General features: G+C 74.6%; 18 protein-coding genes. 10 read left to right on the forward strand and 8 right to left on the reverse strand.

Features of this window, described 5'->3' with window-relative positions; translation table 11 throughout:
- The first annotated feature begins 479 nt into the window (after positions 1–479).
- Entirely contained in the window at positions 480–947 is a 468-nt protein-coding gene (locus tag ABD067_RS25310; RefSeq protein ID WP_343898206.1) for a hypothetical protein, read from the forward strand.
- 45 nt (positions 948–992) lie between these two features.
- Here ABD067_RS25310 and ABD067_RS25315 read toward each other — a convergent pair whose 3' ends face one another.
- The 3 genes from ABD067_RS25315 to ABD067_RS25325 all read right to left on the reverse strand — a co-directional run bounded on the left by ABD067_RS25315 (position 993) and on the right by ABD067_RS25325 (position 1787).
- Positions 993–1184 carry a VOC family protein gene (locus ABD067_RS25315; protein WP_343898207.1) on the reverse strand — a complete coding sequence of 64 codons (192 nt, stop codon included), beginning with the start codon at positions 1182–1184 and terminating at the stop codon, positions 993–995.
- 73 nt (positions 1185–1257) lie between these two features.
- On the reverse strand, positions 1258–1428 hold the full coding sequence (locus ABD067_RS25320) for a hypothetical protein (protein WP_343898208.1): 171 nt from the start codon (positions 1426–1428) through the stop codon (positions 1258–1260).
- A 95-nt stretch (positions 1429–1523) separates the two neighbouring features.
- Positions 1524–1787 (reverse strand): hypothetical protein, encoded by a 264-nt coding sequence (locus ABD067_RS25325; RefSeq protein WP_343898209.1) that lies wholly within the window; start codon positions 1785–1787, stop codon positions 1524–1526.
- 261 nt (positions 1788–2048) lie between these two features.
- On the opposite strand from ABD067_RS25325, the gene ABD067_RS25330 reads away from it, so the two are divergent.
- The gene (locus ABD067_RS25330; RefSeq protein ID WP_343898210.1) at positions 2049–2291 is read left to right on the forward strand and encodes a DUF2934 domain-containing protein; all 243 of its coding nucleotides are present in this window, start codon (positions 2049–2051) and stop codon (positions 2289–2291) included.
- Positions 2292–2347: 56 nt separating this feature from the next.
- On the opposite strand, the gene ABD067_RS25335 is transcribed toward ABD067_RS25330, so the two are convergent.
- Positions 2348–3157, reverse strand: a complete 810-nt coding sequence (locus tag ABD067_RS25335) for an aminoglycoside phosphotransferase family protein (protein WP_343898211.1) — start codon at positions 3155–3157, stop codon at positions 2348–2350.
- A gap of 200 nt (positions 3158–3357) precedes the next feature.
- On the opposite strand from ABD067_RS25335, the gene ABD067_RS25340 reads away from it, so the two are divergent.
- The 4 genes from ABD067_RS25340 to ABD067_RS25355 all read left to right on the forward strand — a co-directional run bounded on the left by ABD067_RS25340 (position 3358) and on the right by ABD067_RS25355 (position 6227).
- A complete protein-coding gene (locus ABD067_RS25340; protein ID WP_343898212.1) occupies positions 3358–3609 on the forward strand; it encodes a hypothetical protein in 252 nt (83 codons plus the stop codon).
- 106 nt (positions 3610–3715) lie between these two features.
- Complete coding sequence (locus ABD067_RS25345) at positions 3716–4324, forward strand: hypothetical protein (protein WP_343898213.1); 609 nt, start codon at positions 3716–3718, stop codon at positions 4322–4324.
- Positions 4325–4478: 154 nt separating this feature from the next.
- Complete coding sequence (gene ubiA / locus ABD067_RS25350) at positions 4479–5393, forward strand: 4-hydroxybenzoate octaprenyltransferase (protein WP_343898214.1); 915 nt, start codon at positions 4479–4481, stop codon at positions 5391–5393.
- 156 nt (positions 5394–5549) lie between these two features.
- Complete coding sequence (locus ABD067_RS25355) at positions 5550–6227, forward strand: metallophosphoesterase family protein (protein WP_343898215.1); 678 nt, start codon at positions 5550–5552, stop codon at positions 6225–6227.
- A gap of 52 nt (positions 6228–6279) precedes the next feature.
- Here ABD067_RS25355 and ABD067_RS25360 read toward each other — a convergent pair whose 3' ends face one another.
- The 3 genes from ABD067_RS25360 to ABD067_RS25370 form a co-directional block, all read right to left on the reverse strand.
- The gene (locus tag ABD067_RS25360) at positions 6280–6693 is read right to left on the reverse strand and encodes a cupin domain-containing protein (protein ID WP_343898216.1); all 414 of its coding nucleotides are present in this window, start codon (positions 6691–6693) and stop codon (positions 6280–6282) included.
- 136 nt (positions 6694–6829) lie between these two features.
- Positions 6830–7759, reverse strand: a complete 930-nt coding sequence (locus ABD067_RS25365; protein ID WP_343898217.1) for an AAA family ATPase — start codon at positions 7757–7759, stop codon at positions 6830–6832.
- Positions 7760–7824: 65 nt separating this feature from the next.
- Positions 7825–8895, reverse strand: coding sequence for a hypothetical protein (locus tag ABD067_RS25370; protein WP_343898218.1), 1071 nt, complete (start codon positions 8893–8895; stop codon positions 7825–7827).
- A gap of 181 nt (positions 8896–9076) precedes the next feature.
- On the opposite strand from ABD067_RS25370, the gene ABD067_RS25375 reads away from it, so the two are divergent.
- On the forward strand, positions 9077–10090 hold the full coding sequence (locus ABD067_RS25375; protein ID WP_343898220.1) for a dienelactone hydrolase family protein: 1014 nt from the start codon (positions 9077–9079) through the stop codon (positions 10088–10090).
- A gap of 71 nt (positions 10091–10161) precedes the next feature.
- Positions 10162–10626, forward strand: coding sequence for a GNAT family N-acetyltransferase (locus ABD067_RS25380; RefSeq protein WP_343898221.1), 465 nt, complete (start codon positions 10162–10164; stop codon positions 10624–10626).
- Positions 10627–10633: 7 nt separating this feature from the next.
- Here the strand turns inward: ABD067_RS25380 and ABD067_RS25385 are convergent, their stop codons facing one another.
- Positions 10634–11245 carry a glutathione S-transferase family protein gene (locus ABD067_RS25385; protein WP_343898222.1) on the reverse strand — a complete coding sequence of 204 codons (612 nt, stop codon included), beginning with the start codon at positions 11243–11245 and terminating at the stop codon, positions 10634–10636.
- 124 nt (positions 11246–11369) lie between these two features.
- On the opposite strand from ABD067_RS25385, the gene ABD067_RS25390 reads away from it, so the two are divergent.
- Positions 11370–11876, forward strand: coding sequence for a hypothetical protein (locus ABD067_RS25390; protein WP_343898223.1), 507 nt, complete (start codon positions 11370–11372; stop codon positions 11874–11876).
- Positions 11877–11966: 90 nt separating this feature from the next.
- Positions 11967–12146: a hypothetical protein gene (locus ABD067_RS25395; RefSeq protein WP_343898224.1), complete on the forward strand. Its 180-nt coding sequence runs from the start codon at positions 11967–11969 to the stop codon at positions 12144–12146.
- The last annotated feature ends 590 nt before the right edge of the window (positions 12147–12736 follow it).

Below are 12736 nucleotides of genomic sequence, written 5' to 3' on the forward strand. Positions count from 1 at the left end.
GCGTCGTCACCCACAGCCTCATGCTCCTCGCCGATGCGGCGTGAGCCTTTCAACAGAGCAAGACCGACTCTCAAAGCCTCCAAGCGAGGCAACAGGCGTCGGCGTAGCTCTTGGTTCGGGGCGGTGGACGGTGCGGAACGCGTCCGATTCGGGTCAGCTCCAGCGGTCGCCGGGCGCATCGCGACACCGCTTGCTGAAGGTCACGTCCAACCGTCCCCCATTGGCCCCTGGCTTCTTCGCCCTGGCGTCCGTCGAACGCCGCTGGCCGTAGCGGAGGCACATTCCTCAGGGTAGGCAGGCGGCGCAGGGAGGGCCAGGGCCATGTACGTCCTGATTCTCAGGACCAAGCTCACCGGGCCGCCCGAGGAGGCCGTCCGCCGCACGCATGACCACATCGCGCCCTCCTCGAAAGGCGCCCCGGCTTCGGCGGCTACTGCGCCTTCGTCACGGAGCAGGGCGACGGAGCCTTTTCGGTCAGCGTGTTCGACAACCGCGACACGGCCATGAACGCCCATCAACGCGTCCGCCAATGGGTTGAGGCCAACATGCGCGACCTCATGCCGGAGGCGCCCGAGGTCACGGCCGGAGAGACAGTGTGCGACTCCATCGCGCACCCGCAGGAGCAGGCGAAAGACCGCCAGCGGTCCTTGTTCGCCGTCGTCCGCACCCACCATGGGCTCCCCGGGCAGGCCGAGCCCATACACTCCGCGCTGAGCCACCACACGATCCCGGCCGTCAAGGACGCGCCCGGCTTCCGGGGCCTCTGCACGCGCCGCGACGAGGCCGAGCCGGACCGCGCGGTGTCCGTGTCCCTGTTCGACGGCCGCGAGGACGCAGTGCGCTCGCACGAGCGGGCAGTGGGGAGCATGCGCGGGAAATTGGGCGCGATGGCCTACGGCACGTCGGACGCCACCATGGGCGAAGCGGTGGTGCTGGCGACGGCTTAGGAGGGTGGCGGGGCGCGCCCCGCCCCGGCGCCGGGCTCGGGGTGCTCAGTACTCGGCGTAGATTTCTAGGATGTCGCCCTCGGGGTCGCGGAAGAACTGCGTGCGGTGGCGCCATTGGGGCAGGTCGGTCGGCCCCCTCAGGATCGGCACGCACTTGGCGACCAACTCGGCGTGGCAGGCGTCCACCGCCGGGGGCGGGACCCGGAAGGCGAGTTGGACCGCCGCCGACCCGGGCACCGCCCCCCATCGTCGCAAACGCTCCAGCGCCCGCGGGGGCGCAGCGTCAGCAGCGTGGCGCCGACGCGGAAGCTCACCCAGTTCGGGCTGTCGGCCTCCCAGGGAACCCCATGGTGTCGCGGTAGAACGCGCGCGTCTCCTCCATCTTGCCGCACAGCAGGATCGCGTAGTCGAAGCTGCGGATGTCGTTCAGGCCCGCCGCGACGCTCCCCGGTCCGTCCCGCCGGTGCCATGGTCGGTCCACCGCCGCCGCCTGCCAAGGCCGGTGGTCCGACGCCCTCCGCCGGAGTGCGTCTCCGCGGACCGCCCGGGGCGGCGCCCGGCGATCGGGTCCTGGCCCTAGTCGACGCCGCTGCCCGTCCGGGGCGTGCCCTTCTCGCCGGGGCAGCCGTGCAGGTCGCCCACGACCTCGATGCCGTTGGCCCGGCAATGCTCACGTAGCGCCGCGACCGACGCGAAGCGCAAGCCGTCGCCGTCCAGCCCCGGGGTGCGCCGCACAAAATCGTACAAGCCGCCTGGGTGGTCCTTGGCCAGGGCATACTGGGCGGGGTCGAGCAGCAGGTACTCGACGCTCAAGGGCTGGGCCAGGGCCGCGACGTACATCCTGCGCATCCATCCACCCCGAGTAGAGCTTGCGCGGTCCGGAACGATACAGAAGGCTTCCGGTTTCCACCATGGCGCGCCGATCTCGCCGCCGATGACGCCTTTCGGGCGCACCCGTCGCGGTCACGTCACGCGCATGCGGCGGCGCCGGAAGGAGGTCCGGACCGGTCCCGCGCGTCCAGACGGCCCCCCGCCCTGGCGCCGATGGTGGGCCACGACCAGATGCCAGCAGGCGGACCACAACGACGGCGGGAGCACGGCATGCCCGACGCGTGTCACGACGACCCCGAGCGGCGCACCCGCGAGCGCGCCTACCTCCTTTGGGAGCGGGCGGGCCGACCGGGAGGGCGCGCCGACGAGTTCTGGGAGCAGGCACGCCGGGAGCAGGCGGCGCGCCTCGCTGCGGAGGACGAGCGCGTCGACGAGGAGGCGCGGGAGAGCTTCCCGGCCAGCGACCCGCCCTCCCACACCGGGATCACCGGGGAGGGTCGGCGGGGTCGTTGAGGCGTCGGGTGGCGGCGCTGCGGATGACCCCCGCACTGTTCCGGCTGGTGCGGCGGTCACTGGTCGAGTTCCGCCGCCAGTTCCGCTATCCGCAGGTCGATGGCCGGGGACATGCCGTCGCCGAGGAACCACGCCGCCGACAGCCCCGTCCAGGCCAGCACCCACCGCAGTAAGCGCTCCCGCTCCAGCCCCGCCGCCGCGGTCACCACCTCGAGGCGCCGGGCGAAGCGGCCCGGTTCGGTCGCCGCGGGGCGGGCCGGGTCGGCGAGGTCGGGGTTGGCGAAGATGTTGGCGAAGTCGAAGCCGCGCTCGCCCAGCAGGCCCTTGGGGTCGATCGCCAGCCAGCCGCGGCGCGGCCCGAAGTCGAGCACGTTGCCGTGGTGCAGGTCGCCGTGCAGCACGCACACCTCGCGCGGCTCGGCCAGCAGCGCCCGCGCGGCCGCGGCGCAGCGGACGAGGATGCCGCCGTGGGCCGCGGCCGCGGGCTCCAGGTCCCGGAACCAGCGCGGCAGGGGCACCAAATCGGGGGGCGGCTCCGGCCTGGGGGCGTGCAGCCGCGCGGCCACGGCGCACAGGACGCGGCACGCCCCGTCGTCGCGCCCGTTCCGGGCCATGTCGGACAGCGAGGCGGCGCCGGTGGCGCGCTCCATCAGCAGCGCGTCGCCGTCCCGGGCCAGCACCCGCGCGGCGCCGTCTCCGCCCCACCACTCCAGGAGGGCGCCGCCGTGGCGGACCTCCTCGTCCAGCGCCAGCTTGAGCATGGCGGGCTCGCCGCCGCGCCGCACCGGCAGCAGGCGGCCGTTCTGGGTGGCGATGGGGTCGCCGTCGGGCACCAGCCCCCATAGGTTGAGGTGGCGGTCGAACACGGGGCGGAAGATGGCGCCGCCGCGGGCGCTCCGCCAAGGGCCGGGGGGCGCCCTTTTCGACGGGGCGGCGGACCGGGGCGGCGCAGCGGGCGCCAGTCGCGGCGCTCCCCAGCTTGCGGCGCCCGGCAGAGACCGGTACGCTTCCGGTCCAGCGGTGCCGTGCCGCTTGGACAACGGCCGGACGCCGGTCCGGCTTCCCCATGCAGAGCAAGTCCAAGAGGCTCGACCCCTCCCGTGTGCGGGTCGAGAAGCGCCCAGGCCCGGACTGGGTGGTCGGTGTCCTCGTCGCCTCCGAGAACAAGGTCCACCCCGTCACCGTCTTCGGGGCGCGGGACGAGCACGAGGCCGTCCGGGACGCACTCGCGGGTTTCGCGCCGAACCGCCGACCGGACGAGTTGATGGTGCTGGAGGTCGAGCGGCCGCCGGACGAGCAAGCTACGGGCATGGCTTGATGTTGCTCACGCTCGGCGTCCGGACGCACCGTGCGGCGCTCGCGCGCCGCGCAGGCCGACGGCTCTGGCTGCTGGACCCGCTGCTCCGGCCGCCCGTGGAGGAGGCATGAAGGTCTACGTCGCACACGACGGCGCGCTCCGGGCGCGGATCGGGAAGGAGAACCTCGGCTCGGAAAGCCTCGGCCCGTGGTACGGCGGGACCGGCGCGATCCGGCTGCGGCAGGTCCACGACGGCTGGTTTTGGGCCTACGTCTTGGACGACCACGGGTATCGCGGCACGGCGGCGCTCCCGGAGCGCCGGTTCGGGGAGGTCCGGGCGCACATCCCCTCGGCGCGCGTGGCCGACGACTCCGAAGACCGCGGCAGGAGCCTCGATGTGCGGGTGTCGGACGACGACCTCCGGATGCTCCACCAGAGAGTCGTGCCGCTGCGCACCCGCGTCGCGCGGTTCGGGCCGGGCCTCGCGGCCATGTTCGGCGACTTCGAGATCGCGGCGGTGGCAGGTTCGGCCATCGGGCTGTTCCACCTGAGCAGCGGCCGCTTCAACGCCTTCACCACCGGCGTCCGCTGGGCCGCCATGGGCCGGGACGGCATGCCGGTGGTCGCCGCGCGCCTGCCCTCGGCGCGGCTGCGGCGCGAAGGCGACATGGCGGTCGTGGAGGTTGACGACGCCGATCTGGCGACGCTGCTGCGGATGGCCGGGGAAGAGCGGTGAAGCCAGGACCAGACCGGCCCCGATCGCGGCCCAACACGGCCGTTCAACGCCGTCGGGAGCCGATTCCGAAGCGGACGTTGAAGCTCCGTTCGTTGAATCGCCCGGGGACACCCCGCCACGGCGTGGCATCGCCGCTAGAAGGCCGGATCACACGATGACGACGTTGGGCCAGCCCGACTTGAGCGACATCCACCGGGGCGATTGGGTGGATCGTTGGCTGCCGACAGGATGGCGGCCATACACGCGGCTGGCCCGATTGGATCGCCCCGTCGGGATATGGCTGACGCTCTTCCCGTGCTGGGCGGCGATGGTCCAAGCGGCGCACGGCATCCCGAGCCTCCGGCAACTGGCCATCTTCAGCATCGGCGCCCTGCTGATGCGGAGCGCCGGATCGACCGTCAACGACATGGCCGATCGGGAGTTCGATGGGCACGTCGAGCGGACCCGCCTCCGGCCTTTGGCGAGCGGGCAAATCGACACGCCGCGGGCTTCCGCGTTTCTCGGGGTTCAACTCGTCCTGGCGGCCTCGCTGCTGCTTTTCCTGGCCCCTTACACGCGGCTGGTCGCGGTGTGCGTCCTGCCCCTCGTGCTCATCTACCCGCTCTGCAAGCGCTTCACCCACTGGCCCCAGGCCGTTCTGGGCGCGGCCTTCAATTGGGGGATGCTCATGGCATGGGCCGAGGGCGCGGGGCACTTACCGGCGGGGGCCGTGCTGATGTGGGCCGGGGCCATCGCGTGGCAGATCGGCTACGATACCGTCTACGCCTACGTGGACGTGAAGGACGACACCCGTCTCGGCCTGAAATCGACGGCGATCCTGTTCGGTCCGCACGGCAAGGCGTGGGTGGGCGCGTTCTATGCCCTGGCCGTCGGGGCGTGGCTGGGCGGTGGATGGCTGCTGGGCATGTCGCTGGCTTACGCCGTCGGGACGCTGTCGATCGCCGCGCACCTCGCTTGGCAGGTTCGGCGGATCGACCTCGCGCGCCCGGAGGTGAACTTCCGCCTGTTCCTGGCCAACATCCTGACCGGGGCGCTGCTGGCTGGCTCGGCCGTCGTCGGGACCTTGTGAGGTCCGCTTCGGTCCGGCCCTGCCCAAAAGCCGACAGTCTCACTCCCGCCCGAAGCGGCGCTCGCTGGTCGGGTCCGGACCCGGGGCATCGCCGGGGCGGCCGCAACTCCCGACGAGCCGTCCGCCGCGCCGCTCGCGGCCGTGCCACGCTGCGGCATGTCCATCGTCTTCTGCGGCGACCCGCACGGCGAGTTCCGCTTCCTCATCGAAGCCTGCGAGAGCCAGCGGTCCGAAGCCGCCGTCATCGTCGGCGACATGATGCTGGACAGGCCGCTGCGCGAGGCGCTGGCGCCGCTGTTCGAGGCCGGGATCGCCGTCCACTACGTCGGCGGCAACTGGGACTGGTGGTCGGAGGAGTGGCACGACCGCCTGTTCCTCTCCCACCCCACCGGGAACCTGCACGCGACCTGCCGCGCCATCGGCGGCCTGGAGATCGGCGGCCACGGCGGCGTGTTCCTCGACGACGTGTGGCTGCCGCATTTCGGCGGCGAAGGGCCGCGCTTCCGCACCCGCGAGGAGATGCTGCGCGCCGTGCCGCCGCCCGACCGGTGGCGCGGCGGGCTGCCGCTGGACCGGCGCCTCGCCATCGTCCCGGAGGACGCGGAGGCGCTGGCCCGGCACCGGCTCGACGTGCTGGTCTGCCACGAGGCGCCGATCAGCCATTGGCCGAGCTTCGCCGCCGTCGACGACCTCGCGCGGCGCACCGGGGCGTGGCTGGTCGTCCACGGCCACCACCACCGATCGTATGAGGCGGTCCTGCGGGACGGCACTTGCGTGCGCGGGCTCGGGATGGCCGAGCCGTGGCGGCTCGACCCGGCGGCGCCGCGCGGCTGAGGACACCGGTATCGCCCTCCCGGACACGGGCCTCCGCCCGACGACGGCGCCTTCAGGACCCCGCGCCGCCGTACGGAGGGCGGGACCGCGGCAGCCAGCGCCGCCGCGCCTCGGCCTCGCCGTCGAACCACGCCTCGAAGACCGGCGCGGCCAGGATCGCGCGCACGTGCAGCGTCGCCGGGCCGGTGTTCCGGAAGCCGTGCCTGCGCCCGGCGGGCACCACCACGGAGCGACCGGCGGCGAGCGCCGCCCGCTCGCCGTCGAGCCAGACCTCCGCCTCCCCGTCCACCACCGTCAGCACCTCCTCGACGACGTGGAGGTGGGTGGGGGCTCCTGTCCCGGGGTCGCAGAACTGCTCGAACACGCACAGGCGCTCCGCGCCAGTCAGGGCCGACACGAGCATGCGCGTCGCCACCCCGGGGCGCCACTCGTCCAGCGGTTCGCCCGCGTGGTCGATGATGTCCATCCCGCTCCCTCCGCCGTCCCGGCCCCGGCGGGCTCGCGGGGGAGGCCGGGGGGCGCGGAGGGCCACGCGGCCCGGTTCCGGGGGGAGCGGCGCTACGGTCGTCGGCCCCACGCCGTTCCCCTCGCTCCGCCCGGGTTTAGCCGAACCCGGCGCCACCGGCGAGCACCCGGAAGCCGACGCCCCGCGGCGCCGCCCCGCCCGCCTCCGCCCGTTCGGCCAGCCACGCCAGCAGCGTCCCCGCGTCCGCGTCCCCGCCCAGCAGGTCCCGGCGCAGCCGGACCGCGGCGAAGTCGCCGGGCGTCAATCCCTCGGGCAGCGGCCCCGGCGGCTCCGCCCCGAGCATCCGCCGGAACGCCAGCGCCGCCTTCTCCGGGTCGAGCGCGCCGAGCCGCACGGCGAGCGTGAAGCGGCGGAGCGCCGCCCGGTCGAGCCGCGGCGGCAGGTCGGCGACGCACACCAGCGGCAGCGGATGGCCGTCCGTCTCGGCCAGCAGCGCGTCGAGCGCCGCGTCGTCCGTCCCCGGCGCGCCGCGCTCGCCCGCCACGCCGTCGATGCCGTCGAGCAGCAGCGCGGCCTGCTTGGCCCGCGCCTCCGCGAAGGCCAAAGCCACCGCCTGCGACGCTCCTCCGGAAGGCGCCGCGGTGAGGTCGGCACCGAGGCGGCGCACGACCGGCAGGCCCGTGGCCTCCGCGAGGCGGGCAGCGACGGTCGAACGCCCGGAGCCCACGGGACCGGCGACCAGCAGCGCCCAGTTCTTCGGCGCGTCCGCGGCGGCGAGCCGCGCCACGAGCGTCGGGGTGTCGGCGTCGCAGGTCAGGAGGTCGGGGTCAAGCACGACTACCGGGCGGTCGGCGTACGGCGAGGCGTCGTGCAACCGCACCACCTCGTAGCGGATGGTGGTGCCCGCTGTCGCTTCGGCGATGATGCGGCCGTGCAGGAACACCACGGGCTCGGCGCTCATGGCGTTGACGACCGACATCGCCGCCGCGAACACCCAGTAGCCGACATTCACCGCGGCGGAGGCGATGACGCCGAGGATCAGCAGAGCGACGACGGTGTAGCCCATGGCGCGGCCGCCCTACCGACCGGGCGCCGTCGCGCGCGTCCGGGCTCGGCGCGGCCAGAACCCGTTCACGCCGCCTCCCGCCGCCCGTCGAGGTCGTCGTCCTCCAACGGATCGCCGAGACCGGCTTCGATCAACCGCTCGCGCTCCCGCAGAACCTCGTGGTCGAACCGCGAGAGGGCTTCCGCCGGTTCGACCGCGACCATCCGCAGGCCCGCCGCGGCGAGGTCCCGCAGGAGCGCGGACCGCGCGCCGTCCGGCGGCGCCGCGTTGCCCGGACCGGCCATCTGCTCCAGCGTCCACACCCCCGCCGCGACGCGCCGGAGGGCGACGAGCAGCGCCGGGTCGCCGGAGGTCAGGTAGGCGCCGGTCCCGTCGAGCAGGCGGAGGAGGTGCTGGCTCGCCTGCCACTGCGGCGGGGCGACGCAGTTCTTGAACGCCTCGCCGATGCGCTGGAGTTCCGCGCCCGTCCCCACGAGCCGGTAGGGCGGCGGGGCGGCGAACCCCGGGTCGGGCGCGGGGACACGGCCGAGGGCGCGCCGGAGGCGCCGGGCCACCGCCGCCGGACCGGCCTTCGGCGGCAGGCGGAAGTCCGCCTCGTCCAGCGCGCCGCGCGCCCGCAGGAACGCGACCAGGGCGTCGACCGCTTCCGCGTGGTGCAGCGCCTCCGGCAGGGCGCCGCGGAGCGACCCCACCACGGGGTCCATCCGGGCGAGCGCCCGGTAGTAGTCCAACCGTTGGTCGTCCAGCCGCGCGCCGCCGTCGAGCAGCGCCCCGCCGAACGGCCCGCGGGCGACCTCGCCGAGCTTGGCGTAGAAGGCCCGCTCGCGCACCGCGTCGCCGGTCCGGTCGAGCGCCCGGTAGAGGCGCGGCGGGCAGCCCGGCAGCGCGGCGCGGAGGAGTTCGCGCGGATCGCGGTCGTCGACGAGGGCCGCCACCTGCTCGTCGGGACCCGCCGCGCCGGGCGCGAGGTGCAGGTAGGCGCCGATCGCGTGAACGGCCTCGCGCGGGGCGAAGACGAGCCGGGCGGTGAGCGCCGGGCGGGCGCGGATCAGGTCGGCGACGCGCGGCGCGAGCACGCCGAACACCCGTAGGAGCGGCGCCCGCTCGCGGGCCGGTTCGTTTCGGTCGGACTCCATTCGCCAGCGATAAACTAAACCCCGGATCGTGTCGCGAGGGGGAGCGGACACGGTTGCACGAGGGCGGCGCGCTCGCCCGCGCACCCGCCCCGCCGCGCCCCGCGGCGGCGTTGCCGGTGCGCTCGTTGCCCGCCACCATCATCGGCGGCCGACAAGAACACACGCCCCGGAGGGACGCCGTTTGCTGAAAACCGCCGCACAGCTGCTCGCCGCCCTCGTCGGCTTGTCGGTCCTGCTGCCCGCACGGGCGCCGGGCGCGCAGACGCCGACGGGCCAGACGCCCGGCCGCATCGAGGTGATCCCGATCCGCAGCGCCACGCTCACCGGCGAGGAGTTCCTGCGCGGCGGCGCCTCCGGGCGCGAAGCCCTCCTGGCGGGCGAACTGCGCCTCCCGGCGACCGCGACCGGCGCCGGTGCCGCGGCGAAGGTCCCGGCGGTCGTGCTGGTGCACGGTTCGGGCGGCATCAGCGGTTCCATCGACCTCTGGGCGCGCGACCTGAACGCCGCCGGGCTGGCCGTCTTCGTGCTCGACAGCTTCTCCGGCCGGGGCATCACGAGCACGGTGGCCGACCAGAACCAACTGCACTCGCTGGCCATGATGGTGGACGCCTACCGGGCGCTCGACGCACTGTCCCGTCACCCGCGAATCCGCGCCGACCGCATCGCCGTCCTGGGCTTTTCAAAGGGCGCGGTCGCCTCCGTCTACTCGGCCGTGGAGCGCTTCCGGCAGGCCCACGCCGCCGACGGCGGCCAGCGCTTCGCCGCCCACGTCGGCCTCTACACGCTGTGCAACGTCTCCTACAGGGACGACGCCAGGGTGTCGGCCGCGCCCATCCGGCTGTTCCACGGTGCGGCGGACGACTACGTGGCGGTCGACCCCTGCCGCGGATACGTGGCGAGGCTGAAGGAAGCCGGTGCCGACGCGGCGCTGACCGAGTACGCGGGCGCGCACCACGGCTTCGACAGCCCGCTGATCGCGCCGCTGGTGCCGGTGCCCAACGCCCAGACCACGCGCAACTGCCGCCTCGCCGAGGACGCGGCGGGGGCGGTGAGGAACGCCAGCACCGGCGAGGTCTACGCGCTGGAGCGCGACCCCTGCGTGGAGAAGGGAGCCCACGTCGGCCACCACGCCGAAGCGGCCGCGGCGGTCAGGGGCGCGGCGAGGGAGTTCCTGGCGGCGACGCTGCTGCGTTAGCGGCCGCGTCGCGGCGGTCCGCCCCGAGCGCGAGGAGGCCGTCCGGGGTGGCGCGAGCGGGAGGCGCGGGCATGATCTCAGTGCGGCGGTTCAGCGAAGGAGACGCCCGCGCCCTCGCCGCCATGATGGTGGAGATGGCCGGGTCCTACGGCGCCGTCGTGGCCGGAGGCCGGGACATCGAGCGTGAGTTGGTTGGCCACGCGGGTCGCGTCGACATCCTGCTCGCCTTCGAAGGCGGGATGCTCGCGGGCTTCGCCACCTCCGCCACGCTGTTCCCGGTCGGCGGGGTGGAGGCGTTCACCTACGTCCAGCAGGTCTACGTCGGCCGCGCCGCCCGGCGGCTGGGCGTAGCGCGGCGCCTCATGGCGGCCGTGGCGCGGGCGGCCCAGGACCGCGGCTGCCGCCGCTTGGAATGGGCGACCAGCGTGGACAACACCACCGCCCGCGCGCTCTACGACGGCCTGGGGGCGGCCGGGACCGAGAAGGTGCAATACGTGCTCGAAGGCGACGCACTCGACCGGCTCGCCCGCTCCTGACGCGCGCTCAGGCCGGAAGTTCGTAGCCGATCGCCGCCTCGGCCTCGATCGTCTCCTTCACCGCGGGGCGGGCCAGCATGCGGTCGTGGTGGGCCGACAGGCCCGGGAAGTCGCCGGGCTCCGGGCTGGCCGAGCCGCGGAAGCGCCAGAACAGCCGGAACAGGTGGATGTCGGCGACCGAGAGCCGCCCGCCCACCGCCCACTCCCGGCCGCCCAGCCGCCGCTCGGCGATCGCCCACACCGCGCGGGCGTGCCCGATGCCCTGCCGCCGCGCCGGGTGGACGGAGGCGGCGAGGAAGGACATCCAGGAGACCACCTCCGCCTCCGCCGCGATGTCGTTGCCCGGCAGCAGACCCGCCTCCGGAAAGCGGCGCGCGAGGTAGAACAGGATGGCGGCGACCTCGGTCAGCGGGCGGCCGTCCACCAGCAGCGTCGGCACCTTGCCCTCCGGGTTGATCGCCAGGAAAGCGGGGTCGCGGTTCTCGCGGCGCGCGAAGGACAGCGGGCGCGCCTCGAACGGCGCGCCGACCTCGCGCAGGGCAATGTGCGGCGCCATCGAGCTTGAGCCGGGGGCGAGGTAGAGCGTCAGCACCGGCGCGCCGCGGTCACCGTCCTGCATCGCCCCTTCCTCCGAGCCCGGCCTTCCCGGCATCCTAAACGGCGGCAACACCCTCCCGAAGAGGTGCGGGCGACCCCGCGGCCCGGGGCGGTAAGCTCCCGCCACCCGGGCAGGCGCATCCCCCATGCGGCGTCTGGCAACCCTGCTGTGCTGCTTGGCTGCGGCCGCCTCCGCCGAGGCGCGCGAGATCGGCGCCCGCGTGGTCTACAGGACGCCCGCCGGGCCGCCTGCAACGTTCCCTTGGAGCCAGCACCCGGTGCTGTTCGCGCCGACGCCCCTGCTGGCGGTGAGCGACCGCGACACCACCGAGGGCGGCACCACGGCGGGGTTCTTCGCCAGCCTGACCGATCTCGGCTTCCATTGCCTCGCCTCCGGTCCGCCGCGGAAGCGCATCCGGCGCGCCGAGGTCGTCTGTTCGCGGGCCGACGGCGTGGAGTGGGCGAGCTACGCGGGCGGCTGGCCCAAGGACGGCGGCGTGTTCATCGTCGACCGCATCCGGGTCGGCGGCGGGGGCTCGGCTGAACTGCTGGGCGGCGCCCAGGTCGCCGTTCATCTGCGCGGGATGATGGGCGGCGGCGGCGCGGAGCCGCCTGGGCGGATCATGACCATGCGGGACGCTCCGGTCCGTTGATCGGTCCGGACCGGAGCGTGGGCGCGGGTGGGCACCGCCGCCGCGGCCGAACGTTGGATGGAGGTCGACCGGAACACGGAGGACCATGCCGTGACCAGGGACGTGATCGAGGCGCTGGTGGCGCGGGAGCGGCCGGGCTGGCGCGTGGTGGACATCGTGGAAGTCAATGACGAGAGCGGCCCGTCCTTCGAGGTCGCGGTCGAGGGCGGCGACGACCGCCTGACCCTCCTCGTCAGCGCGGACGAGCGGATCGTCGGCGAGCGGCGCTGACGGGCGCGACCCGCGGCGACACCCACGAGCACGGCGTGCCGTCCCCCGGCGCGGGCGGGCGGGCGGGGATGGGACGACCACGACCGGACGTGGCGCCGTCCGCGTACCGGCCGCGGGCGCCCCCCATCCTGCCGAGTCGGGCGCCGCGGAGCGCACGGCGCGCTCGCCCGTGCATGGACGGCCCGGCTCCCCCTCCCCGCCGGGCGGATCGGGATCGAGGGCGTGGCGCGCGCCCGCCAATCCTTCCGCGAGGGGGTGCGGCGGCTCCCGGACGACGAGCACCCGGCTTGAGGGGCGGCCTGGACCTGTGCAAGCTACAACGCCTCGCGTGGTGGCGTCGCCGCCGGTCCATGGGGGTGCGGCCCCGCTGCGCGACGCCGCGGTGACCGCGGTGGCCGCGGGGCGCGACGGCGGAACGGACCCCTCGCCGATGGAGCAGCAGCGCACATGACGACGGCTCGTGAACCGGCGTGGCTCGTGGCCATGCCGCCCGGGGCCACGCGGCCCGTCCACCTCCGCTCCGCCGCCGTGCCCGGCAGCGGCGGCGACGCGGCTTCCGCCGGTCGGGTCGCGCGGGCGGCCCCGCCGCC

The sequence above is a fragment of the Craurococcus roseus genome (genome assembly GCF_039523795.1).
GTDB lineage: Bacteria > Pseudomonadota > Alphaproteobacteria > Acetobacterales > Acetobacteraceae > Craurococcus > Craurococcus roseus.

What these genes read in the sequence shown, in the direction of transcription:
- ABD067_RS25365 (WP_343898217.1), bottom strand. Translation starts at nt 7,759, where the DNA reads ATGGGCTACACCGTCGTCGCTCTGCTGATCCTCGGCGTCATCGCCTCC.
- ABD067_RS25330 (WP_343898210.1), top strand. Translation starts at nt 2,049, where the DNA reads ATGCCCGACGCGTGTCACGACGACCCCGAGCGGCGCACCCGCGAGCGC.
- ubiA (WP_343898214.1), top strand. Translation starts at nt 4,479, where the DNA reads ATGACGACGTTGGGCCAGCCCGACTTGAGCGACATCCACCGGGGCGAT.
- ABD067_RS25340 (WP_343898212.1), top strand. Translation starts at nt 3,358, where the DNA reads ATGCAGAGCAAGTCCAAGAGGCTCGACCCCTCCCGTGTGCGGGTCGAG.
- ABD067_RS25325 (WP_343898209.1), bottom strand. Translation starts at nt 1,787, where the DNA reads ATGTACGTCGCGGCCCTGGCCCAGCCCTTGAGCGTCGAGTACCTGCTG.
- ABD067_RS25380 (WP_343898221.1), top strand. Translation starts at nt 10,162, where the DNA reads ATGATCTCAGTGCGGCGGTTCAGCGAAGGAGACGCCCGCGCCCTCGCC.
- ABD067_RS25360 (WP_343898216.1), bottom strand. Translation starts at nt 6,693, where the DNA reads ATGGACATCATCGACCACGCGGGCGAACCGCTGGACGAGTGGCGCCCC.
- ABD067_RS25385 (WP_343898222.1), bottom strand. Translation starts at nt 11,245, where the DNA reads ATGCAGGACGGTGACCGCGGCGCGCCGGTGCTGACGCTCTACCTCGCC.
- ABD067_RS25345 (WP_343898213.1), top strand. Translation starts at nt 3,716, where the DNA reads ATGAAGGTCTACGTCGCACACGACGGCGCGCTCCGGGCGCGGATCGGG.
- ABD067_RS25370 (WP_343898218.1), bottom strand. Translation starts at nt 8,895, where the DNA reads ATGGAGTCCGACCGAAACGAACCGGCCCGCGAGCGGGCGCCGCTCCTA.
- ABD067_RS25355 (WP_343898215.1), top strand. Translation starts at nt 5,550, where the DNA reads ATGTCCATCGTCTTCTGCGGCGACCCGCACGGCGAGTTCCGCTTCCTC.
- ABD067_RS25390 (WP_343898223.1), top strand. Translation starts at nt 11,370, where the DNA reads ATGCGGCGTCTGGCAACCCTGCTGTGCTGCTTGGCTGCGGCCGCCTCC.